The sequence below is a fragment of the Paraburkholderia nodosa DSM 21604 genome, assembly GCF_000519185.1.
In the GTDB taxonomy this organism is placed as follows: domain Bacteria; phylum Pseudomonadota; class Gammaproteobacteria; order Burkholderiales; family Burkholderiaceae; genus Paraburkholderia; species Paraburkholderia nodosa.
Window position 1 is genome coordinate 57,742 of record NZ_JAFA01000009.1, and the last position, 25,866, is coordinate 83,607.

Here is a 25,866-nt window from a genome sequence, read left to right on the forward strand (position 1 = left end):
CATTCCATTTTATTGTGGAATGAGCAGTGGCTGCCGAGAATACGGACACGGTGTGCGCGTGACGAACCAGCGCCAGCCGACCCCACAAATCTGAATATCGGAGACACAGTCATGAAACCAGGTGATCTGAAGATTGCGATCGTCGGCGCTGGCATCGGCGGCCTCACACTCGCGCTCGCGCTGCGCGAGCACGGCATCGACGCGCAACTCTTCGAGCAGACCGACGAGCTACGCGAAGTCGGCGCGGCCGTCGCGCTCTCGGCCAACGCCACGCGCTTCTACGAGCGCATGGGCCTGCGCCCGGCCTTCGAGAAAGTCTGCGCGGAAGTGCCGGGGCTCGTCTATCGTGACGGACGCAGCGGCGACGTGATCGGCCACCATCGCGGCGCACCGGACTACCGCGGGCAATTCGGCGGCTCGTACTGGGGCGTGCATCGCGCCGATCTGCAAGCGGTACTGTCGGGCGCGGTCGGGCTCGAGCGGATCAAGCTCAGCCATCGGCTCGTCGATCTCGCGCAGCATGCCGATCGCGTGAGCCTGACCTTCGCCAATGGGGAACGCGTCGATGCCGATCTCGTGATCGGCGCCGACGGCGCGCGCTCGATCACGCGACGCTGGATGCTGGGCTACGACGACGCGCTGTATTCGGGCTGCTCGGGTTTTCGCGGCGTGGTGCCCGCGGAGCGCATGGACCTGTTGCCCGATCCCGAGACCATTCAGTTCTGGGTCGGGCCGGGCGGCCATCTGCTGCACTATCCGATTGGCGACAAGGGCGACCAGAATTTCCTGCTGGTCGAGCGCCATCCCTCGCCATGGCCGACGCGTGAATGGGTCATGCCTGCCCAGGAAGGCGAGCAACTGCGCCTTTTCAGGGACTGGCACCCGGCCGTCGTGCAGATGATTACCGCCGTACCGATCAGCCAGCGCTGGGGGCTGTTCCACCGCCCGCCGCTCGGCCGCTGGAGCAAGGGTCGCATCACGTTGATCGGCGACGCCGCGCATGCGCTCGTGCCGCACCACGGCCAAGGCGCGAACCAGTCGATCGAGGATGCCGTGGTGCTGGCCGACCAGCTGGCGAAGGCAGGGCCGGCCAACTGGCGCGAAGCGCAGGAAGCCTACGAGCGCCTGCGCCGCGGCCGCACGCGCAAGGTGCAGTACGCTTCGATCACCACGGCGGATGTGTTGCATCTGCCCGATGGCCCCGCCGCGCAGGAGCGCAACGCCCGGCTCGGCTCGCGCGAGGGCGTGCTGAATCATCTGGACTGGATCCACGATTTCGACGCGCTTGCACAGGAGCCGAACGAGCGGCAGGGCGGGACGTGGCTTTGAGGGGGTCGCAAGCCGCGCAGTTAATGATCCGTTAATCTCGGCACGCTAGAATCGCCGTTTTCAACCGACCATTGCTGAGCACGGAGCGCCCATGCAAATCGCCGCCGATTCGCGCTACGACCTCGTTGCGCGCCTACTTCACTGGCTTGTCGTCGCACTCGTGGCGGCGCAGTTCGTGATTGGCTGGACCATGCCCGATGTGCACCGCGACACGCGCCCCGTTGGCGAAATTGCGTGGCATCTGGGCGTCGGCACGGCACTCGTCGCCGCCATGGTGTGCCGTCTGGTCTGGCGCGCGACCCATCGCCCGCCGCCCGACGACCAGACGCCGTTCATGCGCGCCGTGGCGGCCCTCACGCATGTCGGCCTCTACGCCCTGCTCATCGCGGTGCCCGTGCTCGGATGGATCAACGCCTCGTCGCGCGCATGGGACGTCACGCTGTTCGGCGCCATCCCGCTGCCCGCGCTCTCCCCTGCGGGTTCGTCGTTCGGGCACGCCATGGGCGACGTCCACAGCGTGCTCGCGTGGGTGCTGTTCGCGTTCATCTGCCTGCATGTGGCCGCGGCGTTGTTTCATCGCTTCGTGCTCAACGATCGTGTCTTGCAACGCATGAAGTTTTAGGGCCTGTTCACATTAATAACGGGCTTGCGAACGTACCTTGCCGTCAATGGGCATGCCGCGGCGCGTCCGGCTCGGTCACGAAGCCGACCTTCGCGAGTCCCGCGGCGCTCGCAGCCGACAGGAGCTGCGCGACGCGCCCGTACGGCGTGGCGCGATCCGCCGAGAGCCGGATTTCGGGCTGCGGCGTGAGCCGCGCGGCTTCTGCCAGCCGCGCCGATAGACCGGACTCCTGAACAGGCTGCGCGTTCCAGCTCATATGGCCAAGCGCATCGACGACGATATCGACGTGTGGCGCGGCCAGATCCTCGCGCTGGCTGCTCGCGTGGGGCAACGCCAGCTTCGCGGCATGGTGCAGAACCGGCAACGTCACCATGAAAATGACGAGCAGCACGAGCGTCACGTCGATCAGCGGCGTCATGTTGATGTCGGCCGCCGGCATCGCTTCGTCTTCCAGATCGAAATCGTCGTTCATACCCGCTCCTTCATCGTCGCGCTCGGCGCAGGCGCGCTGCCTGTGAGCAACAGCGCGTGCACGCCGTATGCAAAGCGGTTGAGCTGCGCGACGATATCGCGCGAGACGCGCGCGAGCGCGTGATAGCCAAGCACGGCGGGAATCGCCACGCACAGGCCGAGCGCCGTCATGATGAGCGCTTCGCCTACTGGCCCCGCGACGTGTTCGAGGCTGGCGTCGCCGCTTGCGCCGAGCGCGAGCAGTGCATGATAGATGCCCCAGACGGTGCCGAGCAGGCCGACGAACGGCGCCGTGCTGCCGATCGAGGCAAGCAGGCCGAGACCGCGCTGAAGACGCATCGAGCTCTCGCCCACCGAGGCCCTGAGGCTGCGCAGCAGCCACTCGCTCAAGTCGACGCGCCCCCGGTGCGCGGCGCCACTCACCTCGTGATGCGCCAGCGCGCGCTGGCCTGCGCTGGCCAACTCGAAGAATGGCGTGCCGGGGCGGCCCAACGCGTCGACGCCATCGTCAGCTTCGCCTGCTTCCCGGAAGCGTCTTTGCGCGGCGTCTGCGTCGCGGCGCAGACGCGCGAACTCGAGCGCCTTCAATACGATCACCGACCACGACACGACCGACATCGCTACGAGCAGCGCCGCAACGCAACGCGTCATCGGATCGCCCTCGGCCCACAGATGCGCGATTCCATAGGTTGGCATGAGGTCCTCCGTTTCATTCGCTTAGGGTGAACGTGAACGGCACGTCTGCGCGTGCCGGCGCCGGCTTGCCGTGCTCGGCATACGGCTGGCAGCGACTCGCGAGCGCCGCGTCGCGCGCCGCTTCGTCGAGCCTCGCGTAGCCGCTGGTCGTCGCTACGCGCGCGGCAACCACGTGGCCGTCCGCTGCGGTCTCGAGTTCGATGATGGCCGTGCCCGCCTCGGCGCGACGCAAGGACTGCGCGGGGTAGTCGGGCTTCGTGAGCGCGCAATCCAGATGGGCGACGTGGCGCGGCGAGTCCGCGGCGGGCGCCTGGGCGACGGACGCGGGTTGCGGCTGCGGTCCGGCTATACGTTCCGTCGACAGCGCGGCTTCGGGGGCGGCGTGTGCGGCCGGTGGTGGTGCTAGCGGCGGCCGCGTACGTGCGAGGTTTTGCGCATGTACAGACGCCGCTGGACGCGCTCGAGGCGGCAGCACCGGATTATTTCGGATAGCTTCATGAATCGAGCGGCTCGGCGCCGATGTTCGCGCGGGCGCTTCGCTCTTATGTGGCACCGGCGAGCTCGGCGCGATCAGCACAGCGTCTACGATCCTCAGGCGCACCGGCATGGCATGCGACGCTGGCACCTCCCAGCGCGCCACTGCAATCAGCGCGGCATGCAGTGCGAGCACGCCCGCAACCACACCGGCGAGCGCGGCACGTCGCCCAAACGCGTCTTGGCCGAATACCGCACGGTCACCACGATCGAAGCGCGCAACGACCGACGCCATGTCGATTCTCCAATCAAAGCGCGAGCGAGTTCTGCCTGCTGCGGAACACGATTGGCCGCTCGTCGCCGCGCGTTGGCCGTCTTGCGATTTCCACGGCCTGCACGATGCGGTCGTGATGCGGCGACTTCGCGCATACCGGGTCGGTCGCGGCGGCATCGCCGGTCAGCAGGTAGGCCTGGCATCGGCAGCCGCCATGATCGGCGTGACGCTCGTCGCAACTGCGACAGGGCTCGCGCATCCAGCCGTCGCCGCGAAACGCGTTGAACGCTTCGCTCTCGTACCAGATCTGCCGCAGCGGCACGTCGCGCACGTTCGGCAACACGAGGCCCGGCAACGAACGCGCGGCGTGGCAAGGCAACGCCGCGCCATCCGGCGCGACACCGAGAAACACGCTCCCCCAGCCGCTCATGCACGCTTTCGGCCGTTGTTCGAAGTAATCGGGCACGACGAACAGAATGCGGCATCGCTCGCCAATCCGGGCGCGATAGCGGTTCACGGTCTCCTCGGCTTCGCGAAGCTGCTCGGCGGTCGGCATCAACTGGTCGCGGTTGAGCATGGCCCAGCCGTAATACTGTGTGTTCGCAAGCTCCAGATAATCGGCGCCCAGTTCGAGCGCCATGTCGATGATCTGCGCGACGTGCGGCAGGTTGAAACGATGCAGCACGCAGTTGAGGACCATGGGATAGCCATGCGCCTTCACGAGCCGCGCAACGTTGCGCTTGAGTTCGAACGTGCGCGTGCTCGTGAGAAAGTCGTTGAGTTCGCGGGTGGAATCCTGCATCGACACCTGGATATGATCGAGCCCGGCCGCCTTTAGCCGCTCGATGCGCTCGACGTTCAGGCCGATTCCGGACGTGATCAGGTTCGTGTAGAAGCCAAGCTGGCGCGCGTGCGCGACGAGCGCTTCCAGGTCGTCGCGCAGCAGCGGCTCGCCGCCGGAAAAGCCGATCTGCGCGGCGCCCAGTTCGCGAGCGGCGCTGATGGTCGCGCGCCATGCCTCGGTGTCGAGTTCTTCGCCGTGCCGCGCAAAGTCCACCGGGTTGTAGCAGAACGCGCAATGCAGCGGGCAGCGGTAAGTCAGCTCGGCGAGCAGCCAGAGCGGCTTGGCCGGGAGGGCGGTAGCGGTCGCCATGTCAGTCGAGCCAGCCGCGCAGCCGCGCGTGATCGAGGAAGCGGTAGACGTCGGGCGCCAGTTCTGAGGTGCTGAAAAGCCGCTCCAGCTCGCCAATGATCTCGTCGAGTTCGTGCGCGCCGTCACAACGCGCGAGTATCTCGCCCGCACTCGAATTGAGCTGCACCATCCCTTCGGGATAGAGCAGGACGTACGCGTGCTGGGCCGCTTCCCACTGCAAGCGGTACATGCCGCGCAAACGCGGGCGCAGCGGCACGCCGCTGGCTGCATCGGGCACTATCGGGTTCATATGGGCCATGCCTTTTCGACCGCATCGAGGATCGACCAGAGAATATCGAGCTTGAACTGCAGGATCTCCACCGCGCGCCGCTGTTCGGCGGGCGTGCGGAAATGGCTCAGCGTCACTTCGAGCCCGTGTTCGACGTCGCGCTGTGCGAGCGGCACGCGGCTGCGAAAATACTGAAGGCCTTGCGGCTCGATCCACGGGTAGTGCGAAGGCCAGCCCGCGAGCCGGTCCAGATGAATCTGCGGCGCGAACATCTCGGTGAGCGACGAACACACGCCCTCTTGCCACGGCGCGCGCCGCGCGAAATTCACGTAGGCGTCGACCGCGAAGCGCACGCCGGGCAGCACGAGTCGTTGCGACCACATCGTGTCCCGATCGACGCCAACGGCCTCGCCCAGCCGCACCCAGGCTTCGATGCCGCCTTCGTCTCCGCCTTGGCCGTCGTGGTCGGTCAGACGCTGGATCCAGCGGCGGCGTGTGGCGCGATCGGGGCAGTTCGAAAGGATCGCCGCATCCTTAAGCGGAATGTTGATCTGATAGTAAAAGCGGTTCGCGACCCACCCGCGGATCTGCGCGGGCGAACACCGCCCGCCGTTGAGCATCCGGTTGAACGGATGGTGGATGTGATAGCGCGATTCGAGCGCACGAAGACGCGATTCGAATTCATTCGCAGTCCATGGTATTGCGTGCGTGTCTGGCAACGAGAGAGGTGCGTTCATCGTCATACCTGAAACTGCATACCGTCGTGGGCCACGACGATACCGTGTGCACGCAGTTGTGCGTGTTCGACGGAATGCGGGTCGAGAATCGGATTCGTGTTGTTGATATGCGTGAGCACCTTGCGCGTGCCGCGCGGCAATGTGTCGAGCCAGTCGATCATGCCCGGCCGTCCGTCGCCGCCGCGCTGCGCGAGATGCCCCATGTCGGCCGAGTGCTTCGTCGAGAGGCCGAGGTCGATCATTTCGGTGGTAGTCCAGAACGTGCCGTCCACGAGCACGAGGTCGGCGTTGCGCATGGTGCCGAGCACGTCGGTACTCATCTGCGCGAGACCTGGCGCGTAAAACGCGCGCGTGCCCGCCGCGATATCCTCGATGAGGAGTGCGATATTGTCTCCCGGCGCGGATGCCTCGCGGCGCGGCGAATAAGGCGGCGGCTTGCTCGCCACGGGCAGCGCGGTAAAGCGCAGGCCGTCGCTAGCGGCAATCGTGAACGGCTCGCCCGGCATAACCGTATGGGCCTGCACGCCGCAGTAGTGGCCAAGCAGCGGCACGAGCGGCAACCCGCTCGACAGATCGTCGAGCACCGGCGCGCACGCATAGAGCGGCAGCGGCGAGGTGCGTTCGCGCAGCATCAGCAGACCCGTAACGTGGTCGATCTGCGCGTCGGTCAGCACGACGGCCGCGAGCGCGCTGTCGCGCGTTGCGCGCGCGGGCTGCAGGTCGGGATGCGAGCGCAACTGCGCAAGCAGGTCCGGCGACGCGTTGACGAGCACCCAGTCCACGCCGTCGTCGCTCACCGCGATCGACGACTGCGTGCGCGGCAGCACATCGCCGCCCGCCTGCCGCGCGCGGCGGCAATTCGTGCAGTTGCAGTTCCATTGCGGCAGGCCGCCGCCCGCACCTGAACCCAGTATCCTGATCTTCATGATCGTTCTCGCGGCATGCCGCCCACCACGCCCTGATGGCCGCGCGGACGGCACGCTGCCGTGCGCTCAGCGGTTGGCGATGTACATCGTGATTTCGAAGCCGAAACGCAGGTCGGTATAAGCGGGGGTAGTCCACTGCATGACATGTCTCCTTGTTTGAGATTGAGGTTGCATACCGCATCGAATGTGCGGCCAGTCTCTTCAAAGCAAGGGGCATGCCGGTGAGAGCCCGCGCTCGCCCGATGCGGCTGGTTCTGCCGGCGTGGGAAAGGGTGTTGCATTTCGGAACACGGGTGCTACAGGATGGAACACCCGTGGGACAGAAGAGGAGAAAGGAAGTGGCGTGGCCGCGCGCGCGAACGGCGCTTCAGGCGTCGCCCGAACCGCGACCTGAATCGCCAGCGGGCATCTTGCGATAGATGGTATTGCGCGACACGCCTAACGCCCGCGCTGCAGCCGACACGTTGCCGCCATGGCGCGCGAGCGCGGCCGCGATGGTCGAGGCGGTCACGTCTTCGAGGCGCGCGTCCTCCGGCACCAACGGCTCCGCGTGGGCATGCGCTGGGAGCAACGCCTGGGTCTGGCCGCGGCAGCGCAGATCGTCGAAGAAGTCGTCGGGCAGGTGCTCGCGCCGGATCTGGCCGTCGTCGTCGACCATGGCCGCGGCCGTGCGCAGCAGGTTGCCGAGTTGCCGGAAGTTGCCGGGCCACGCACAACGCTCGAACAGCGCCATCACGTCCGGCGCGACGCTGAGGGGCTGCCCGTTCGCACGCCCGTGCGATTCGCGGTGCAAGAGCTTCTGGATCACGACCGCCAGATCCGTGCGGTCGCGCAGCGGCGGCAGGCGGACCACGAGGCCGTTGAGCCGGTAATACAGGTCCTCGCGGAAGCGGTTCTGCGCGATCATCTCGCGCAAATCGCGGTGCGTCGCGCAGATGATCGCGATATCGACAGCGATCGTCTTCGTCGAACCGAGCGGATTGACCATGCGCTCCTGCAGCACACGCAAGAGGCGCACTTGCAGCGGATACGGCATGTCGCCGATCTCGTCGAGAAACAGCGTGCCGCCGTTCGCCTGCAACAGCTTGCCCGCCGCGCCCTTGCGCCGCGCGCCGGTAAAGGCGCCCTCTTCGTAGCCGAACAGTTCCGATTCAATAAGCGTTTCCGGAATCGACGCGCAGTTCACCGCCACGAACGGCTGGTCGCGGCGCGGCGAATCGTTGTGAATGGCCTGGGCGAGCAGCTCCTTGCCGGTGCCGGTTTCGCCGGTGACGAGAACCGGGATGTCCTTGCCGATCACCTTGCGCACCTTCGCAATCACGAGCGCCACTTGCGGATCGCCCGTGTCGAGGTAGCTCAGGCGCGAGAGGCCCATGGAGTGCGGCTGCGCCATCGCACCGGCGGCAGCCTGCGAAGCAGCGCCATGCACCACAACGGGTCGGGCGCCTTCGGCCAGCGTCGCGCGCCGGAACTGCACACGCGCGCACACCACCGCCCCGCTGGCCAGATTGAGCATCAGGTGCGACTCCAGGCCCGCGCGCATACGGTCGATGAGTTGCGCGCTGGTGGTCTGGAATAGCGACGAGAGCGTATGGGCACGCAGCGCGGCGAGCGAGAGGCCGAGCTGAAATTGCGCGCTGCGGTTGGCCGAGAGAAAACGCCCGTCGCACGTGAAAGCGGCGATGCCCTCCATGAGCGTGCCGAGGAATTCCGGGCGGCCATGAAACGAGACCTGCAGCGTCTCCTGAAAGGTCGTCGCGAACAAATGATTCTCAATCATCTGCACGGACATGCGCGCGAGCGCCATGGTGTGCTGGTGATAGCTGCGATGGTCGCCCGTCACGTCCAGCACGCCGATCACGTCGCCGTATGGGTCGAAGATCGGCACGCTCGAACAGGTGAGGAAGCGGTTCGCCGCGAGGTAATGCTGGTCGCCGTGCACGACCGTCGCACAGCGCTCGGCGAGCGCGGTGCCGATCGCGTTGGTGCCCTGGCGGTCCTCGGCCCAGTTGGCGCCGGGCCGCAGCGCGACCTTTTCGGCGCGCTGGAGGAAATCGTCATCGCCGATCGAATGCAGGATCAAGCCTTCGGCATTGGTCAGCACGATCATGCTTTGCGTGTTGACGATCTGCTCGTGCAGCGTCTCCATGACCGGCGTGGCATGCATGCACAGCACGCGGTTCTGCTCGCGCTTGAGCTCTAGCCCCGCGCCCGAAAGCACATCGTAATCCGGTCTCGCCGTCGCGCACAGACCGAAGGTCTCCGAGCGCTCATGCGCCTTCTGAATGTCCGGCGCGGGCCAGCCATTGGACACCTGGACCGCTTGCCCCGCGGCCATATGTACGTCGTCGCGCATGCTCTCCTCCACGATTGGCCGGTACCTTGCCGGACACTTCGATATTTCTCGGTGTCCTCTATTAGCAAGCTCTGGGCCATCCGGCCATCGATTCCAGACAGCCGGTTTGCGCCGAACGCGCACGCGACGCGCAACACGCTGTGTAAGTGAATCGTATGCAAGGCAGTGTGCGTCGATCGAAACACGCGCCGCAGAGATTCGCCAGCCTGTGTATTACCGCAATTGGCCCGCGTGGAGGAATTCGGACTCACCCCGATGCGTGCACTCGGCCCCTCCGTTCAATCCCAGGCGTAATGGAGGCCCACCCAGAAACCGCGCGGCGCACCTGGCCCGACGAATTGCTCGTTCACCGGATTCGCGCCGTCGAACGTGTGGCCGGGCCCGTTGAAGAAATTCTGGCCCAGCACGCCGAAGCTCGCATAGCGCTTGTCGAACAGGTTTGTCACGTTCGCGTAGACCTCCAGCCGTTTCGTGACGTGATAGCGCGTGTCGAGATCCACGAGCACATAGCCCGCGATCTTTCCATTGGCATCCTGATTGTTTTCGTCGCCTTGCGCGTATACGCCGCTGCGCCATGTGATGTTCGTGCCGATGCTCCATTTCGCCGTGGCCGCATAGTCGAGCCGCAGCTTGACAGCATGCGCCGGAATGCCGGGCACGTGGTCGCCCGGCCGTACCGTGACGACGCCGTTCGCATCCGCCGAGGAATTCGCAGGGCTTTGCTCGGTCCATGTCGAGCGATAGGTCGCGTCCACGTAGCTGTAGTTCAGGCCGATGCCAACGGGGCCGAACACCGTGTGCCCCGCCAGCTCGACACCCTGGCGGCGCGTCTTGCCGACGTTCTGAAAATAGCCCTGCGTGCTGCCCGCCGCGCTCACGAACTCGATGTCGTTGGAGAGCGTGGTGCTGAACGCGGCGGCGCTCCAAGTGGTCTGCGCGCCGATGCGGCCGCGCGCACCGGCCTCGAAAGTCTTCGAGACCACGGGTTGCAGCGCCGGATCGGCCACGAAGTCGTTCGGCAGCGAGCATGGCGCAGCCGGGTCTGCGCACGCAAGCTCGATTGCGGTGGGCGCGCGCATGCCCTCGTTATAGGTCGCGTAGACGGTGACGGCGGGCAGCGGATTCCAGTTGAGCCCCACGGCCGGATTGAAGCGCGAGAACGTGTGATAGCCGTCGAGCAGCGGCTGCACGCCGCTTTCGTCTGCAATGCGAGCGCTCGCCCAGTCGTAGCGACCCGACAGCGTGAGCGTCCATTGCGGCGTGAGCGTGAGCGTCTCGTTCAGGTAGATGCCATAGTTCGCGTTGCGCGTTCTGGCATCGGTCTGCTGAACGAAATTGCCGATGCCGACCGTCGCGCGGTCGGGCGTGAAGGCGGCGTCCTGCGAAGACGAGACGTAGCGCGAGTTCGCAAAGTCCGCCGCCACCCCCGCAACGAGCTGGCTCCCCATGCCGCCCAGCTTGCCGAGCAGCGTCAGCTGCAGGCTCGCGCCGAAGCTGTCCGTCGTGACGACCGAATCGACATTGCTGCCCTCCAGCGTGTCGACGTTGCCGTCCGCGTCGATCGAGCCGTAGTCCGTGTTGTTGTTGCTGCTCAGGTTCTCGTTGCGCAGATGGCGATAGTAGGCGTTACCGCTTAGTTCCACGTTGTCGTTGAAGAAGTGGTCGCCCGAGAGCGTGAGGTAGCCCACGCTGTTGCGGTTCAGGTCCGGAAACGTGTAGGCCTGCTTCGGGTTGTCCAGAAAGGAGCGCGGAATGGTCTGGCTGCCGTACAGCTGGTTGTCCGCGCCGCCGCCCGAGATCGCGAGCGTCGTGTCGTCGTCGGTGTAGCGCAGCTTGCCGAATGCCTGGCGCACGCGGCTCGCGTTGTGGTCGGCCCAGCCGTTGTCGTTCGTGACGTTCGCGTTCGCATAGTAGTCGACGTGCGGCCCGAGCGTGCCGCCCTGCTCAACCTGCGCGCTCTTGCGCCCCCATGAGCCGCCTGAGAGATCGATATCGCCGCCGGGGCTCGTGCGCCCGTTCTTCGTCGTGATCGCGATGGCGCCACCCAGCGTGTTGAGGCCGTAGACAGGATTCGAGCCTGGAATGAGCTGGATCTTGTCGATCGCGCCGGTCGGTATCAGGTCCCAGTTCACGACGTCGCCAAACGGCTCGTTCACGCGCACGCCGTCGACGAACACCGACAATCCCTGAGGGGTGCCGAGCACTGGCGAAGCCGTGAAGCCGCGATAGCTCAGGTTCATCTGGAAAGGATTGCCCTGGGCGTCGGTCACGCTCACGCCCGGCAGGTTCGCGGCGAAGAAGTCGGTCAACGTTTCGCGGTGCTGTGTCGCGATGTCCTGCGCGTTCACGGTCTGCACGTTGGCCGGCACCTTCGCAAGCGGTGTACCGATGCCGGGCAGCGGCGTCGTGCCGACCACCACGACAGCGGGCAGTACGGTCGGGTTCGGCGTTTCGCTCGCCGCACTTTTATCCGCTGCGCTCTGTGCCTGCGCGATAGCCAGCGTGGGCGTGGCGACGCACAGCGCGCCGAGGGCGAGGCTCGTGCCAAGCGTCGCAAACGCGCGCCTCGCACTGCCTCGGTTTACGTCCACCGCCTTCTCCAGGATCAACTTTCGTCTCCATCTGTTTTATGGGCTCGTGCGGCTCGACGCCGAAGCGTCGTGCGCCGACCGATGCGCACACAACCGTCTCCTCTTTGCCGTGATCTAGCCAGCAACGTGCCAGCGTGCATGGCGGCGCCCTTTACTGGGCCGCGCTTGTGCATCGGCCCGCGCGATACCGCGCAGCGCTCTCCTGCGCGACCGGCCCACTGTCACGTTCGCCAACACTTTTCGCCGCGGCCTGTACCGGAATGCAACACATCGGCCACACCGGGGGCACCTCGCCGGAAAGCCGATCAACAGGCTGCATCGCCCGCCACGCAATGCTGCGCGGCCAATGGCATACGACTTGCAAGAACGGCAGCGCACCCGGACCGGCCCCATCCCTCGCGCATCCAGCCTGACCGCTTCCCGGCCGTGCATCGACAAATATCCAGGAGACGAAGATGAAGAGACGCTCGGCTGCGGCAAGCCGGCTTGCGACCTGCGCAATGGCCATCGCGGCGGCGATGTCCTTGAACGCGGGCCCAGTGGATGCCGCCTCGGACTATCCGCCCGTGACCTACGACCGCCTGACCCGCGCGCAAAGCGACCCGGGCTGGCTCACGTACTACCGGAGCTACAACGGCCAGTCGCACTCGCCGCTCAAGCAGATCGACGCGTCGAACGTCGGCGAGTTGAAACAGGCGTGGAGCTACCCGTTTCCCGCCGAACTGAAGCAGGGATTCGAGGCGACACCCATCGTCAACGGCGACTATCTCTTCGTCAGCACGCCGAAAGATAACGTCTACGCCTTCGATGCAAAGACCGGCAGGCAGCTCTGGAAATACGAGCCGAAGCTCGGCGCGGAGTCGTTCAAGACCGCGTGCTGCGACGTGGTGAACCGCGGCGTGGCGCTGTACGGCAAGAACGTCTATATCGCCATGCTCAGCGGCGAAATCGCCGCGCTCGACGCGAAGACCGGCCAGGTAGTCTGGAAGAAGCAAATGTTCGAGCCGGGCCTCGGCTACGCGTTCTCGCTCGCGCCGCTCGCGCTCGACGGCTCGATCGTCGTGGGCACCTCGGGCGGCGAGTACGGCATTCGCGGCTACATCGCCGCGCTGAACCCCGACGACGGCGCGATCGTGTGGAAGCGCTACACCATTCCGGGCTCCGGCGAAAAAGGCGCGGAGACCTGGCCCGACGGCATGCAGGCGCACGGCGGCGGCGCCGCCTGGCTCACCGGCACCTACGACGCCGCGAGCCGCACGCTGTACTGGGGCGTGGGCAACCCCGGTCCGTGGCTCGCCGCGCTGCGCCCCGGAGACAATCTGTACTCCGATTCACTTCTCGCGCTCGACCCGAAAGACGGCAAGCTCAAATGGCATTACCAGTATACGAGCAACGACACGTGGGACTATGACGGCGTCAACACGCCGGTCCTCGCGAACATCCAGTACAAAGGCAAGGACTACGACGCCATCATCCACGCCGACCGCAACGGCTTCTTCCACGCTATCGACCGGCGAACGGGCAAGTTGATCTACGCGGAGCCATTCGTGAAGGCGACCTCGGTCACGGGCTACACGGACGACGGCAAGCCGGTTCAGGACCCGTTGAAATACCCGAAGGCCGGCACGACCATCGACACTTGCCCGAGCTTCCTGGGCGGCAAGAACTGGTGGTCGGTGTCCTACGATCCGGAGCGGCACATTGCCGTGGTGCCCTCGCTGCACGCGTGCATGAGCCTCTCGGGCAAGTCGGTGAGTTATATGGAAGGCCTGCCCTATCTCGGCGAAGGCTTCGAAATCAAGCCTGAACCGGGCAGCGAAGGCTATGGCGAGTTGCAGGCCATCGACGTGAACACCGGCAAGAAGCTCTGGGGCCACTGGAGCAAGATGCCCTGGAACGGCGGCGTGGCGACCACCGCCAGCGGTCTTGCGTTCAGCGGGTCGCTCGACGGGCATCTCTATGCGTTCGACGTCGCCACCGGCAAGGTGCTGTGGGAAAGCCCGCAGCTCGCGAGCGGCATCATCGCGCAGCCTTCTGTGTTCGAAGTCGACGGCAAGGAGTACGTCGCCGTGCTTGCGGGCTACGGCGGCGCAAATCCGATTTGGGGCGGCCCGATGGCCGATGTAGCGAAAGATGTCCCGCGCGGCGGCACGCTCTACGTGTTCGCATTGGACCGGGGCTGAACCAGGGCTGAACGACGCTCTCGCCTTCGGCCGCACGCACGTGCGCTAGCCACCGCACTTGCGTGCGGCCCCGACTTCACTGGAATACACGATCATGAACATCCGGATCACCTGGCTCGCCGTGGCTGCCGCGCTCGCGGCAGGCGGCGCGCACACCAGCGCCCATGCGGCGGCGAACGCGGTGCGTGTTTGCACGCTGCCGGGCAGCCCCACGGCCGCGCTCGACCAGGCCGTCGCGCGCGCCGTACTGAAAACTGCTGGCGTGGCCGCAACGTTCGTCACGCGCGGCATCGACGACGATGGCGGCGACGACGGCATCTCGGCTCACGAACTCGCCAGCGCGCTGGGCCGCGACTGCGACCTCGTTGCGGGCTTCCCGCGCTCGAGCGTCGCCGACGCATCGGGCTCGCAGATGATTTTCTCGCAAGGCTACCTGCGCTCGGGCTATGTCAGCGTCACGCTACGCCACCCGCGCGCCGCAGCACCCGCTGCCGACGGCAAGGAAACGGTCGCGGCGACCTGGTCCAGCCCGTCGCAACTCATCGCCGTGCAGCAGAAGAACGCGCGCTTCGACCTCGAGAACACCTCCGAACTGACCGTCGACGCGGTCGCGAAAGGCCGCGCGCAGCGCGCGATCGTCTGGTATCCGGCCGTCGTGGCTTACCAGCGCGCGCATCCGCAGCATCAATTCGCGGTCGCGGCGACGACTTCGCCGTATGCCGACTGGCATCTCGTGTTCGCTTCGGGGCCTGGCATGCGCGCGCTGCAAACGCGCATTGACGCGGCCCTTGCGCGCATGAATGATGACGGCCGTCTCGCCGCACTCACGCGCGGCTGGACGCTGCCGGAAAGCGCAGCCAGCGAGGCGCGCTCGAATGCGGCCTCGCCCGGAAGCACGAAGGCTTCATATCGGCGCGCCGCCATGTACAGCCAAGGCGCCTTCATCAAGGTCTCCGCAACGACTGGCGGCAATGCGCCCGCATTCGATCATGAACAGGTCGAGCACGGCCAGCATCTTTATTCGGATTCCTGTGCAAAGTGCCACGGCGCGCAACTCGAAGGCATCACCGCGCCCGCGCTGAGCGGCCCGGCCTTCGCCCCGGCGGCGAATTCGCATCTGACCATCGGCGGCATCTACCAGTACATGTCGACCAACATGCCGGCCGACCGCCCGGGCAAGATGTCCGATCAGGAGTACGCCGATTTGATGGCTTTCCTGCTCTACACGAACGGCTATGACGCGGGCAACGCGAAGCTCACTTCCGAAGCCGCGCAATCGTCGACCACGCCGCTCAACGCCGGGCCGCGCCACTAACACAACCCAGGAAACCAGCATGATCTCCCGCAATCGCAGAACCTTCATCCTTCACACCGCCGGCCTTTGCGCCGCGCTCGCCACGGCCGGGCGCGCACTCGCCGGACCCGCCCTCGTCGACGAGAACGACACTACCGCAAAGTCGCTGGGCTATCGCGCCAAAGCCAGCAGCGTCGACGCAGGCAAGTTTCCGAAGTACGCCGCGGGTCAGCGCTGCGCGAGTTGCCGCTTCTACGCCGGCGCGGCGGGCGAAGCCGCTGGCGCGTGCCCGATGTTCCCCAGCAAGGCCGTTGCTGCCGATGGCTGGTGCAACGTCTACGCCCAGCGGGCCTGAGCGCGCGCCACCGCGCACGCTCACAGCGCCATGCCGCCGTCGATGGTGAGGCTCGACCCCGTCATATAGCCGGACTCCTTGCGCGCGAGCCACGCAACGAGCCCGGCAATCTCGTCCGGGTCCGCCGCGCGCCTGAGCGGAATGAGCGGCTTGATCGCGTCGATGTGTTCGGCGGTCATGTCGGTGATCGTCGGACCCGGCTGGATATTGTTCACCGTGATGCCGCGGCTCGCGAGATCCACGGCCGCGCCCTTCACCATGACGACAACGGCGGCGTTCGTCATCGAGTACACGCTCGAGCCCGGGTGGCCGCTGCGCACCGCCGTGTTGCTGCCGATCGTGATGATGCGGCCACCTTCGTTCAGTTGCGCGGCGGCAGCCTGAATAGCGAGAAAGACGCCGCGCACGTTGATGCTGAGCATGCGATCGAGATCTTCGACGCTCACAGTCGCAATGTCTCCGAGCATGAGGATGCCTGCGTTGACGACGGCTATGTTCAGTTTTCCGAATCTTTACACGGTCTGCACGACGGCGCTCTGGAGGCGGCCGGATCGGCGCTATCGGCCCGAATGGCGATACCCGCACGACCTTCGGCTTCGATTGCCGCAACGGTTTCGGCCGCACGCTCCGGCGCCGAAACATAGGTCAGCGCGACATCGGCGCCTTCTTGCGCCAGGCGTCGCGCTGCCGCGGCGCCAATGCCCCGCGAACGGCTGAATACGAGCGCAGTTTTTCCCTTGAGTGCGACAGATGCTTCCATCTGCCTCTCCTTTATTGACAGGATCGGCCGTGGACACCGGGTGGCAAATCGTCCAGAATCGCCCAATTCACGACTTTCGCGGCCGGCCTCCGTTCGCACCATGAAAATCGCGGCGCTTTCCGACATTCACGGCAATTTGCCCGCTCTCGAAGCGGTGCTCGACGATATCGAGCGGCAAGGGGCGGACGTGATCGTCAATCTCGGCGACATCCTTTCTGGCCCGCTTTATCCGTCGCAAACAGCGGACCGGCTGATGCAGCTTGGATTGCCCACGATACGCGGCAACCACGAAAGACAGCTGCTTGGCGCGGATGGCACTCGCATGGGGCCATCGGACCGCTTTGCACGCGGCGTGCTGAGTGAAGAACAGCTGGCGTGGGTCGGCGCATTGCCTGCCACGCTATGGCTCGAAAGCGACGTGCTGCTCGTGCACGGCACGCCGCAGGACGACCTCTCCTATTTCCTCGAAACCGTCACGGCGAGTGGCTGCCGAACGGCCACGCATGGCGAGGTCAGACGCCGCGCGGCCGAGGTCGAGGCGGCGTTGATTCTGTGCGGCCATACGCATCTCGCGCGCTCGATGCAGCTCGCCGATGGCCGCTTCATCGTGAACCCAGGCGGTGTCGGCCTGCCCGCGTACGAGGACACGCATCCCTTCGCGCATCGTATGGAAACGGGGACGCCGCACGCGCGCTACGCGAGCGTCACCCGTACCCCGCGCGGCTGGGAGGTGGAGTTTCGCGCCGTCGAGTACGACTGGCACGCGGTGGCCGAACGTGCCGCCGCCAATGGCCGCCCCGACTGGGCAGCGGCACTTCGCACCGGGTATTGCTGATCGTTTTTGCCGATGCTGGGCGCCGCGCATCGGCGGACTACACCGTCACCACGATCTTGCCGAACTGCCCATTGGTTTCGAGGTAGCGGTGCGCATCCACAATCTGCTCGAAGGTGAACGTGCGGTCGATCACGGGCTTGAGCGCGCCGCTTTCGAGTCCCTTTAGCACATATTCCACGGCGGCCTTGCGGCGCTCTGCGTCGCCGCTGGTGAGCCAGATGTTGTGGGCCTTCACGCTCACGACCTTCGCGATCATCTCCAGCACGGGCAGCGTCGTGGCACGTTCATCGAGCGCGCCGTAGAGATACGCGATCCCCTGGAAAGACAGCGCCGAGATCAGCTTCGCGAAGTTCGGGCCGCCGACCGGATCGAAAACGACGCGCGCCCCCTTTCCGCCGGTGATGCGCATGATCTCGTCCAGCAGATCCGTCTCATCGGTCACGACCACGTGCGCCGCGCCCGCGTCGAGCAACGGCTGTTTCTTGGCGGCGTGACGCGTGACCGCGATTGAAGTCGCTCCGGCGTAGTTCGCGATCTGGATCGCCGCGAGTCCGACACTGCTCGACGCGGCCGGCACGACGACATAGTCGCCGGCGCCCACCTTCGCATCTTCGATCAGCGCGCCGTATGCGGTGACGAACATCATCCACACCGACGCGGCCTCAGCGAACGAAAGCGATTCAGGATGCCTGACGACCGCATAGTCCGGCACGACGATGCTTTCTCCGTACGTGAAGTACTGATTCATCGAGAACGACGGGATCACGTTGACCTTGTCTCCCGGTGCGATGCCGACTACTCCCTCGCCCACGGCGTCGACCATGCCGGCCGCTTCGTACCCGAGGCCTGCCGGAAAGCGCACGGGCTCGATGTACTGGTCGGCGCGCCACATCGATTCCGCGCGATTCAGACCAATCGCTTTCACCGTGATGCGAACTTCGCCGGGGCCGGGGGCGCGTACCGGTTCATCCACGAATTGCAGCACTTCCGGGCCACCTGCCTGTGCAAACCTGACTGTCCGTGACATGACTGACTCCTGTTTCGATTGACGAGGACGTAATGAGCGCATCACAGGGTCGCTGCGGCCCGTGAGTTCGACTGATGAACCGGGAAGTCCGAATAGTGCTGTTCGTCGCCGCCCCAGAATGCTGCGCGTACATAGGGCGTAAGCGGCAGCTTGTGCTTCAGCACGATACGGCAAATCCGGGTTTGACGAGAAATGCCTGCCAAAAGCAACGAGATCCGCGTCGGTCGCCGGGCTGGATCGTGCGCAGGCGGGTCATAAGCACGCCGTGGAAGGCCTGACGAAATCCGCCGCGCTCGAAGCGGCGCCGTTCGGTGTGCGCGTGAATGCCGTGGCGCCCGGCCCCGTGCAGACCGCCATGCTCGACCGCTTCATGCCCGACCCGGATCGCAAGGCGACCGCGCTCGCGAACGTGCCGCTCAGGCGCGCCGGCAGCCCCGAGGAAATTGCCGACGCGATCCGCTACGTCGGCTCCGGCGCGGCCAGCTTCATGACGGGCGAAGTGCTGCGCGTGAACGGCGGGCGCACGGCAGCGTAATGCTCGTTGCGCCACCGCGCTCGGCCGCAGGCCCCTCGCATACACTAATGCGGCCCGCCGATTTCCCGCCGCTGAAGAAGCGGTATTCGACGACGTCCGCAAGCCCGCCATCAACATGAACGGCCCCCAAGGTGACCCCATGTCCACGCCTCGTTTCGATGAACTCCCGCCCGCGCTCCAAGCGGTGCAAACACGTCCGCTCTTCGTGATGCGGCTCGACGTCAAGCCGATCGAGATCGTCGGCCAGACCGGAGCCGCGCTGCGCCGTGTCGGCATCGTGCCGTCCGGCACATTCGCGGGCGAACGCCTCGCGGGCGTCGTGCTCGATGGCGGCAGCGACTGGCAGAGCGTGCGCGGCGACGGCAGCACGACACTCGACGTGCGGCTGCTCCTGCGCACCGACGACGGCACGAACCTGCTGATGTCGTATCGCGGCGTGCGCCACGGCGACCCGGAAGTCTTGAAGCGGCTGGACCGTGGCGAAGCCGTCGACCCCGCCAGCTACTACTTTCGTACCAATCCCGTCTTCGAAGCGCCAGCGGGCAAGTATGAGTGGCTCAACCGCGTCATGGCCGTCGGCACAGGCCATCGCTTTCCGGGCGGCCCGGTCTACAGCATTTTCGAAGTGCTCTGAGCCACGCGTTTCGCCGCAACCGCGCCTCACCCCGCGCCGATATGCGGCTGCAGCGCCTTGAGCCAGCACGCCACCACCACCGCCCCGCCATCGGGCGTCCCGATCGCGCGCGCGCCGAGATAGCTTGCCCGGCCCGCGCGCGGCGTCATTTGCGCCGTGCTTTTCGCACCGGACTCCGCGGCGCTCACCGCCTGCGCCCACGCCTCGCCCACGGGGCGCGCCGACTTCAAGGCGCTTTCCAGTGCCTCGACGGCGGGCACGAGCGCATCGAGCATCGTGCGGTCGCCGGGTTTCGCGCCGCCGAGTTCACTGATCGCCTCGGCCGCGCCGCGCATGGCGGCCGCCCAATCCCGCGCATCGGGCTGCGCCTTCTCGCCAAGCGTGCGCGAGGCGCGCACCAGCGCCGTTGCGTAGAACGGCCCGGAACTGCCCGCTATCGCGCGGCGCAATGCCGTGCCGAGCGCGGCGAGCGCGCTGCCCGGCGAGCCGAGCGCGCCTTGCGGCACGGCGAGCATGGCCTGCGCGGCGCGCTCCATGCTTGCGCCCAGATCGCCGTCTCCGGCTCGGGAATCGAGGTCCGTGAACAGCGCCTCGTTCTCGATCAATGCGTGCGCAACGGCATCGAGCGCCGGCTTCAGACGCTGCGCCCATGCGACGCTCGCCGCGTCCGCAGGCGTCGCGCCCGCCTCGGCGCGCGCATCGGCCGCTGAAAACGCCGGCTCGATGCGGATCTGCCGGTTCACCTTGCCGACCCCGGGCCACGCGCGCGCTTCGGTGGCGGCGTCGAGCAGCGTCAGCTTCGCGTCGTCGAGCCGGAGCACGGAGATCGAACAGCCCGGCATGTTCAGCGCCGAAAGAAACGTGCCGGTCCACGCCCGCTCGACCGTCACATGACGGCGATTCAGGCTCTCGAATGCATCGCGCATGATGATCGCCAGTTCCATCGCGGGCGTGGCGCCCAGCCCGTTCACGAGCAGCGCGACGCGCTCGCCGCCTTTCAGCGCCAGGTCTTCGACGATGTTGGCGAGCAGCGTTTCCGTCAATTCGCCCGCCGCCATCGGCACCGTGCGCTCCACGCCTTTCTCGCCGTGAATGCCCATGCCAAGTTCGATCTCGTCGTCGGCGAGGCGAAAGCCGGCTTGCTCCGCGCCGGGCAACGTGCAGCCGTCGAGCGCCACGCCCATCGTGCCGAGATTCCCGGCCACGCCGCGCGCGATCGCGGCCACGAGGCCCAGCGCGTCGCCGCGCGCCGCCGCCGCGCCCGCGATCTTGTGCACCAGCACCGTTCCTGCAATGCCGCGCCGCTGATTGCGCTCCGTATGCCCGCGCAGCGACACGTCGTCGGCCACGATGACGATTTCGACCGGAATGCCCTCGGCTCGCGCCAGTTCGGCCGCGAGACCGAAATTGAGCCGGTCCCCCGTGTAGTTCTTCACGATGAGCAGCGCGCCGTTCGGACCCGCGCTCGCGCGAATCGCGGCCAGCACGGCGTCGGTGGAGGGCGACGTGAACACCTCGCCGCACACGGCGGCCGTGAGCATGCCTTGTCCGACATAACCGCCATGCGCGGGCTCGTGGCCGCTGCCGCCACCCGAAATCACGGCGACGGGGCGCTCTGGCTGGCTGGGCAGCGGGTTGCGCACGAGCACGTTTTCGTCGCCGAGCACGGCGACATGCGGCGCAGTGCGCGCAATGCCCTCGAGCATTTCGCGCACCACGAACGACGGGTCGTTGACGAGTTTCTTCATGAGAGTCCCTTGAACGAGTAACAGGGGCAAAAACGAGGGGCAGAAGCGAGAGGCGAAAACGGCGGACCGTTCGCGGTCCCGTCACGCCATGAGCATATTGAAGCACGGGCATCGAATGCGTTCCGGATGCCTGCCCCGCGCGTGGCGCCAGCATCCAGGCACCTAGGTAAAAACACCAATCAAAGCGGCACGCCGAATACCCGTTATTCAGACAGTAGCGACCGATCACGGACTTGCCGTGCCTGCGCCGTCTGCATGCCTGGAACACCATGGCCCCTCCGCCCGCCGGTGCCTTCACCAGTAACCTGCCCACTCCGGCCGAGCAACGCGGCGCGAGTGGCGATGTGCCGAATCGCGTTGCGTGGCGATGAACGTAGCTGAAATATCCGGAACCCCTCCACAGGCACCGTCCCGCGCGCCCAGCAAGGGCGTCGCCGTAGCGCTAGCCGTGGCGCTGATCGTATGCGTGGCAATCGGCGCGATCCTGAGCGCGAACCTGTCGCGTGGCACGGCCGACTCGCGGCTGCGTCAGGAACTGAACATCACGTCGGAACTCGAAGCCCTGCTCACGCTGCATATCGCGGCGAATACCGACTTCCTCAAAGGCGTGGGCACGGCAGGCTACACGTCGCGTGCGTGGCCGATCAAGCGGGCCGCAGTCGTGGCCGGCACTTATGACCGGCTCGAGCACGACTTTGCCGGCGCGCCGCGCAACGAGCGCGCGATCCACGAGTTGCGGCAGTTGAGCGCCGTCTGGCCCGAGCAGCTCGACGCGGCCGCGCGCAATATCGCGCTCGCAGACGCGGGCGCAAAGCTCGAGCCCGCCCTGATGCAGCACGCGAACGAAACGCTCAGCTCCATCATGTCGCTGCTCACCGCGCTGCGCTCCGAGCAGCGCGAGCAGATCAAGGTCGTGCAGTTCGGCGCGCAGGCGCAGCTCGCGCGGCAAAAAATCTCGCTGATCGGCACGGCGACAGCCGGCGCGCTGCTGCTGCTCTTCACGTTGTTTACGAGCCACCGCGCGGCGCTTTCCCGCAGCGCTGCGAAGATCGTCGCGCTCGAGGCCGAGCGGCGCTTTCGCGAGTACTTCGAGCAGCATCCGGTCGCGATGCTCATTTTCGATGTGCGCTCCTATGCAATCCTCACCGCCAATGCCGCGGCCCAGCGCCAATACGGCGCGAGCCTACAGCGGCTCAAGGGCATGTCGGTCGAGCAGCTTCGCCCGCGGGCCGAGACCGGCGCGTTCCGCCGCGACCTGCACGGCTACGTCAATTCCGGCGCGCAAAGCGGCGCAGGCGGCGTGCACCGGCATGTGCGCATCGACGGAGAAGTGATCCACGTCGATATCGCCTGGCATCTGCTGGACTATGCGGGCCAGGATGCGTGTTTCATCACCGCGCACGACGTCACGGCGCACGAACAGGCGAGAGAGCATTTGCGCGTTCGCAGCCGCGCGCTGGAGGCTTCGAGAAACGCCGTGATCATTTCGCAAAAGGTCGACGGCGAAAGCATCATCACGTACGCCAACGCTGCGTTCGAGCGCATCACCGGCCGCGCCGTGGCCACAGCGAATGGCGCCGGGCATTGGGACATGCTCGATTGCGATAAATCGTCCGCCGATGCCAACATCGTTCGCAGTGCCATGCAATCGGAGCAAGAAGGCGAGGGCCTGCTCAAATGCTGCCGGCCCGATGGCTCGCCCTACTGGATCGAGCTGCATGTCGCCCCGGTACTCGACGAGCGCAATCGCCCCACGCACTGCGTGACCGTGTTCAACGACGTTTCCGAGCGCATCCGCTATCAGGAGCAGTTGCGCCTGCAGGCGAACGAGGACTCGCTCACGCATCTGCCGAACCGGCTCGGCCTCAAGGCGCGTTTGCGCGAACTGGTCAGGACGGCGCTCGACGCGCAGCAGAATTTCGCGCTGGTGTTCATCGACCTCGACAACTTCAAGGAGGTCAACGACTCGCTCGGCCATACCGCGGGCGACGAGGTGCTGTGCGAAGTGGCGCGCCGCCTGTCCACCCATATCGCCCAGGGCGAGATGGTGTCCCGCTATGCGGGCGACGAGTTCGTCGCCGTGCTGTATGGTCGTGGCGGCGTCGATCACTTCGTCGCCGCCGCGGCAAGCATGCAGGAATCCTTGACACATGGGCTGCTGATCGGCAACAAGGTCATCGTGCCGCTCGCCTGTGTCGGCCTCGCCGTGTTCCCCGATCATTCGAGCGATCCGGACTCGCTGCTCAAGTACGCCGACTCCGCCATGTACCGCGCCAAATCGGTGGGGCCCGGGAGCATGCAGGTGTTCGACATGGCCATCGCCAGGCAGAACCTGGAGCGGGCGAGCCTCGCGCAGGCGTTGCGGCTGGCCGTGGCGTCGCGCGCGTTTGCCGTTGCGTGGCAGCCGAGAGTCAACCCGAGGACGGGCGAGACGATGGGTTTCGAGGCGCTCGTTCGCTGGCACGACGCGGAGCGCGGCCAGGTGAGCCCGGCGATGTTCGTGCCGCTCGCCGAGGAAAACGGCCTGATCGTGCAGATCGGCGAATTCGTATTCGAGGAGGCCTGCCGCCAGGCCCGCGAGTGGGCGCGCCAGCACCCGGACATCGTCGTTTCGGTCAACGTTTCGCCTGTCCAGTTCGTGCGCGCGGATTTGCCCGCCATGATGGCGGATACGCTCGCGCGCACCGGCGTGAGCCCGCGCAATATCGAGCTGGAGATCACCGAAGGCGTGCTCATGGCGCCCCGTTCGCTCGCCACGCTGCGCGCCCTTCGCGAGATGGGACTTTCGGTCGCCATCGACGACTTCGGCTCGGGCTATTCGAGCCTCGGGTACATTCGCAGCTTCATGCCCGATCGCCTTAAGCTCGACATGTCGTTCGTAAGGGGCATTGGCCACTCGCGCGCGGACGAGGTCATCGTGAAGGCCGTGCTCGCCCTCGGCCATACGCTCGGCATGCGGGTGGTGGCCGAGGGCGTGGAAACGCTGCAGCAACTGGAATTCCTGATCGAGAACGGCTGCAACGAGGCGCAGGGTTACTGGTTCTCGCGCCCTGTGGATGCAGCGAGCGCGCAGTCCTACCTGGAAGCGAGCCATGCGGCCAGCGTTCACCAACGGTAACCTGCTCAGGTGGCTCACGGGGCCGCGCGCCATTTTCTATGGCAGCCTCGCGGTCGCCTTCATCATGGCGTCGCTCTGCGCGACGGTGCTCTACGAGAGCCGCCACGACGCCCTGGAGCGCGCGAAAGAGAACTCGCGAAACGTCGCGCTCGTTGCCGAACGCGACATCGAGCGCAACTTCGAGCTCTACGCGCTTTCGCTGCAAGCCGTGGTCGACGGCATCGGCCGGCCCGACGTCATGGCGTTGCCCGCGAATCTGCGCAGCGAGCTGCTGTTCGACCACGCCATAACCGCGGAATATCTGGGCTCGATGCTCGTGCTCGACGAAGCGGGCAACGTCGTCATGAATTCGGCCACCGGCACACCGCTCAAGGCCAATTTCGCCGACCGCGACTACTTCGAGGTTCAGCGCGACCATCCCCATGCCGGCCTCTACGTCAGTGCGCCCTACCGTTCGCGCCTGCGCAACGGCACGCCCAGCATTGCGCTGAGCCGCAGGCTGTCGCACCCCGATGGGTCGTTCGCCGGCATCGTCATGATCGCCATTAACCTCGAGTATTTTCACCAGCTGTTCGCCGGGCTCTCGCTCGGCCGGCACGGTGCGATTTCGCTGATCGCGCAGGACGGCACCATGATCATGCGCCAGCCCTACGATCCGGCCGTGGTGGGACGCAACATCCGCAACGCGAGTACGTTCCGCCGCTTTCTGACTGCCAGGGAAGGCAGTTTCTCGGACACGTCGTCGATAGACGGCGCACGCCGGATGTATTTTTTCCGCAATTTCCCGCGCCAGCCGCTCATCATCATGGTGGCGGAAGCCGAACCCGATATCTACGCCGCGTGGCGGCGGCGCGCGCTGACCATCGGTACGCTCATGGGCACGTTCGCCATCGGCTTCGTCGGCCTCTCGTTCGTGCTCGCCACGCAGTTGCGGCGCAGAATGCGCGCCGAGTCCGAACTGCAGTTGCTCGCGCGCACCGACAGCCTCACGGGTCTGAACAACCGCCGCACGCTCGGCGAAATCCTCGAACAGGAGTGGCGGCGCGCCAGGCGCGCGCGCAGCGTGTTCTCGCTGCTCTTCGTCGATATCGACCGGTTCAAGGCCTATAACGACCAGTACGGCCATCAGGCCGGTGACGACGCGCTCGCCGCCGTGGCGCGCTGCATCGGCGAAAACATCCGCCGGCCCGCGGACACCGCCGCCCGCTACGGCGGCGAAGAGTTCGTCGTCGTGCTGCCCGATACGCTGCTGGAAGGCGCCTGCGCGATTGCGGAGAAGATCCGCAATGCGATCAGCGAACTCGCGATCGAGCATGCGGGCAGCGAGTACGGGCGCGTCACGGCGAGCATTGGCTCCGCAAGCTGGTCGCCGGACCAGGATGTCGATGTCACGCAGATCATCAAGGCGGCGGATCAGGCGCTGTACGACGCGAAGGCGCGCGGCCGCAACCGCGTCGCCATGTGCGGCGCCTGACGCGCG

The 25,866-nt window shown here is 66.2% G+C and carries 24 protein-coding genes and 1 pseudogene; 10 read left to right on the top strand and 15 right to left on the bottom strand.

Annotation, left to right across the window (positions count from 1 at the left end):
* Positions 1-111 precede the first annotated feature (111 nt).
* Complete coding sequence (locus A3CW_RS0114980) at positions 112-1,329, top strand: FAD-dependent monooxygenase (RefSeq protein ID WP_028204303.1); 1,218 nt, start codon at positions 112-114, stop codon at positions 1,327-1,329.
* Positions 1,330-1,420: 91 nt separating this feature from the next.
* On the top strand, positions 1,421-1,951 hold the full coding sequence (locus tag A3CW_RS0114985; RefSeq protein WP_035513042.1) for a cytochrome b: 531 nt from the start codon (positions 1,421-1,423) through the stop codon (positions 1,949-1,951).
* Positions 1,952-1,994: 43 nt separating this feature from the next.
* Here the strand turns inward: A3CW_RS0114985 and A3CW_RS0114990 are convergent, their stop codons facing one another.
* The 10 genes from A3CW_RS0114990 to A3CW_RS46355 all read right to left on the bottom strand — a co-directional run bounded on the left by A3CW_RS0114990 (position 1,995) and on the right by A3CW_RS46355 (position 11,897).
* Positions 1,995-2,423 (bottom strand): ExbD/TolR family protein, encoded by a 429-nt coding sequence (locus A3CW_RS0114990; RefSeq protein WP_035513043.1) that lies wholly within the window; start codon positions 2,421-2,423, stop codon positions 1,995-1,997.
* Positions 2,420-3,118 (bottom strand): MotA/TolQ/ExbB proton channel family protein, encoded by a 699-nt coding sequence (locus A3CW_RS0114995; protein ID WP_028204306.1) that lies wholly within the window; start codon positions 3,116-3,118, stop codon positions 2,420-2,422. Before A3CW_RS0114995 ends, A3CW_RS0114990 begins: the two co-directional genes overlap by 4 nt.
* A gap of 13 nt (positions 3,119-3,131) precedes the next feature.
* Positions 3,132-3,887: an energy transducer TonB gene (locus tag A3CW_RS50160; protein WP_051481474.1), complete on the bottom strand. Its 756-nt coding sequence runs from the start codon at positions 3,885-3,887 to the stop codon at positions 3,132-3,134.
* A gap of 13 nt (positions 3,888-3,900) precedes the next feature.
* Entirely contained in the window at positions 3,901-5,019 is a 1,119-nt protein-coding gene (pqqE, locus tag A3CW_RS0115005; RefSeq protein WP_028204307.1) for a pyrroloquinoline quinone biosynthesis protein PqqE, read from the bottom strand.
* 1 nt (position 5,020) lies between these two features.
* Positions 5,021-5,308: a pyrroloquinoline quinone biosynthesis peptide chaperone PqqD gene (gene pqqD, locus A3CW_RS0115010; RefSeq protein ID WP_028204308.1), complete on the bottom strand. Its 288-nt coding sequence runs from the start codon at positions 5,306-5,308 to the stop codon at positions 5,021-5,023.
* Positions 5,305-6,024 carry a pyrroloquinoline-quinone synthase PqqC gene (pqqC, locus tag A3CW_RS0115015; protein WP_028204309.1) on the bottom strand — a complete coding sequence of 240 codons (720 nt, stop codon included), beginning with the start codon at positions 6,022-6,024 and terminating at the stop codon, positions 5,305-5,307. Before pqqC ends, pqqD begins: the two co-directional genes overlap by 4 nt.
* A gap of 2 nt (positions 6,025-6,026) precedes the next feature.
* Positions 6,027-6,950, bottom strand: a complete 924-nt coding sequence (pqqB, locus tag A3CW_RS0115020) for a pyrroloquinoline quinone biosynthesis protein PqqB (protein WP_028204310.1) — start codon at positions 6,948-6,950, stop codon at positions 6,027-6,029.
* Between the two features lie 66 nt (positions 6,951-7,016).
* A complete protein-coding gene (gene pqqA, locus A3CW_RS50945; protein ID WP_006410019.1) occupies positions 7,017-7,091 on the bottom strand; it encodes a pyrroloquinoline quinone precursor peptide PqqA in 75 nt (24 codons plus the stop codon).
* A gap of 226 nt (positions 7,092-7,317) precedes the next feature.
* On the bottom strand, positions 7,318-9,306 hold the full coding sequence (locus A3CW_RS0115025; RefSeq protein WP_028204311.1) for a sigma-54-dependent Fis family transcriptional regulator: 1,989 nt from the start codon (positions 9,304-9,306) through the stop codon (positions 7,318-7,320).
* Between the two features lie 278 nt (positions 9,307-9,584).
* Positions 9,585-11,897 (bottom strand): TonB-dependent receptor family protein, encoded by a 2,313-nt coding sequence (locus tag A3CW_RS46355; protein WP_035513097.1) that lies wholly within the window; start codon positions 11,895-11,897, stop codon positions 9,585-9,587.
* A gap of 455 nt (positions 11,898-12,352) precedes the next feature.
* On the opposite strand from A3CW_RS46355, the gene A3CW_RS0115035 reads away from it, so the two are divergent.
* The 3 genes from A3CW_RS0115035 to A3CW_RS0115045 all read left to right on the top strand — a co-directional run bounded on the left by A3CW_RS0115035 (position 12,353) and on the right by A3CW_RS0115045 (position 15,729).
* Positions 12,353-14,080: a methanol/ethanol family PQQ-dependent dehydrogenase gene (locus A3CW_RS0115035; protein WP_028204312.1), complete on the top strand. Its 1,728-nt coding sequence runs from the start codon at positions 12,353-12,355 to the stop codon at positions 14,078-14,080.
* A gap of 94 nt (positions 14,081-14,174) precedes the next feature.
* Positions 14,175-15,395 (top strand): c-type cytochrome, encoded by a 1,221-nt coding sequence (locus A3CW_RS0115040; protein ID WP_028204313.1) that lies wholly within the window; start codon positions 14,175-14,177, stop codon positions 15,393-15,395.
* A 19-nt stretch (positions 15,396-15,414) separates the two neighbouring features.
* Positions 15,415-15,729: a high-potential iron-sulfur protein gene (locus A3CW_RS0115045; RefSeq protein WP_028204314.1), complete on the top strand. Its 315-nt coding sequence runs from the start codon at positions 15,415-15,417 to the stop codon at positions 15,727-15,729.
* Positions 15,730-15,749: 20 nt separating this feature from the next.
* Here A3CW_RS0115045 and A3CW_RS54435 read toward each other — a convergent pair whose 3' ends face one another.
* On the bottom strand, positions 15,750-16,196 hold the full coding sequence (locus A3CW_RS54435) for an SDR family NAD(P)-dependent oxidoreductase (RefSeq protein ID WP_322787957.1): 447 nt from the start codon (positions 16,194-16,196) through the stop codon (positions 15,750-15,752).
* Positions 16,197-16,225: 29 nt separating this feature from the next.
* A complete protein-coding gene (locus A3CW_RS54440) occupies positions 16,226-16,615 on the bottom strand; it encodes an SDR family NAD(P)-dependent oxidoreductase (RefSeq protein ID WP_322787958.1) in 390 nt (129 codons plus the stop codon).
* Here A3CW_RS54440 and A3CW_RS0115055 point away from each other — a divergent pair.
* The gene (locus tag A3CW_RS0115055) at positions 16,590-17,324 is read left to right on the top strand and encodes a metallophosphoesterase family protein (RefSeq protein WP_028204315.1); all 735 of its coding nucleotides are present in this window, start codon (positions 16,590-16,592) and stop codon (positions 17,322-17,324) included. The genes A3CW_RS54440 and A3CW_RS0115055 overlap by 26 nt on opposite strands.
* A gap of 37 nt (positions 17,325-17,361) precedes the next feature.
* Here the strand turns inward: A3CW_RS0115055 and A3CW_RS0115060 are convergent, their stop codons facing one another.
* Both A3CW_RS0115060 and A3CW_RS50950 read right to left on the bottom strand, forming a co-directional pair.
* Positions 17,362-18,351 carry a zinc-dependent alcohol dehydrogenase family protein gene (locus A3CW_RS0115060; RefSeq protein WP_028204316.1) on the bottom strand — a complete coding sequence of 330 codons (990 nt, stop codon included), beginning with the start codon at positions 18,349-18,351 and terminating at the stop codon, positions 17,362-17,364.
* Between the two features lie 41 nt (positions 18,352-18,392).
* Positions 18,393-18,573 (bottom strand): annotated as a pseudogene (locus A3CW_RS50950) (alkene reductase); the annotation flags it as partial.
* A 10-nt stretch (positions 18,574-18,583) separates the two neighbouring features.
* On the opposite strand from A3CW_RS50950, the gene A3CW_RS0115065 reads away from it, so the two are divergent.
* Together A3CW_RS0115065 and A3CW_RS0115070 are read left to right on the top strand one after the other, a co-directional pair.
* Complete coding sequence (locus tag A3CW_RS0115065; protein ID WP_322787959.1) at positions 18,584-18,886, top strand: SDR family NAD(P)-dependent oxidoreductase; 303 nt, start codon at positions 18,584-18,586, stop codon at positions 18,884-18,886.
* A gap of 139 nt (positions 18,887-19,025) precedes the next feature.
* On the top strand, positions 19,026-19,520 hold the full coding sequence (locus A3CW_RS0115070) for a DUF3237 domain-containing protein (RefSeq protein WP_051481475.1): 495 nt from the start codon (positions 19,026-19,028) through the stop codon (positions 19,518-19,520).
* A gap of 26 nt (positions 19,521-19,546) precedes the next feature.
* On the opposite strand, the gene A3CW_RS0115075 is transcribed toward A3CW_RS0115070, so the two are convergent.
* A complete protein-coding gene (locus tag A3CW_RS0115075; protein ID WP_028204319.1) occupies positions 19,547-21,268 on the bottom strand; it encodes a dihydroxyacetone kinase family protein in 1,722 nt (573 codons plus the stop codon).
* A 367-nt stretch (positions 21,269-21,635) separates the two neighbouring features.
* Between A3CW_RS0115075 and A3CW_RS0115080 the strand changes: the two genes are divergently transcribed.
* A complete protein-coding gene (locus A3CW_RS0115080) occupies positions 21,636-24,386 on the top strand; it encodes a putative bifunctional diguanylate cyclase/phosphodiesterase (RefSeq protein WP_051481476.1) in 2,751 nt (916 codons plus the stop codon).
* Positions 24,361-25,860 carry a sensor domain-containing diguanylate cyclase gene (locus A3CW_RS0115085; protein WP_081771674.1) on the top strand — a complete coding sequence of 500 codons (1,500 nt, stop codon included), beginning with the start codon at positions 24,361-24,363 and terminating at the stop codon, positions 25,858-25,860. Before A3CW_RS0115080 ends, A3CW_RS0115085 begins: the two co-directional genes overlap by 26 nt.
* The last annotated feature ends 6 nt before the right edge of the window (positions 25,861-25,866 follow it).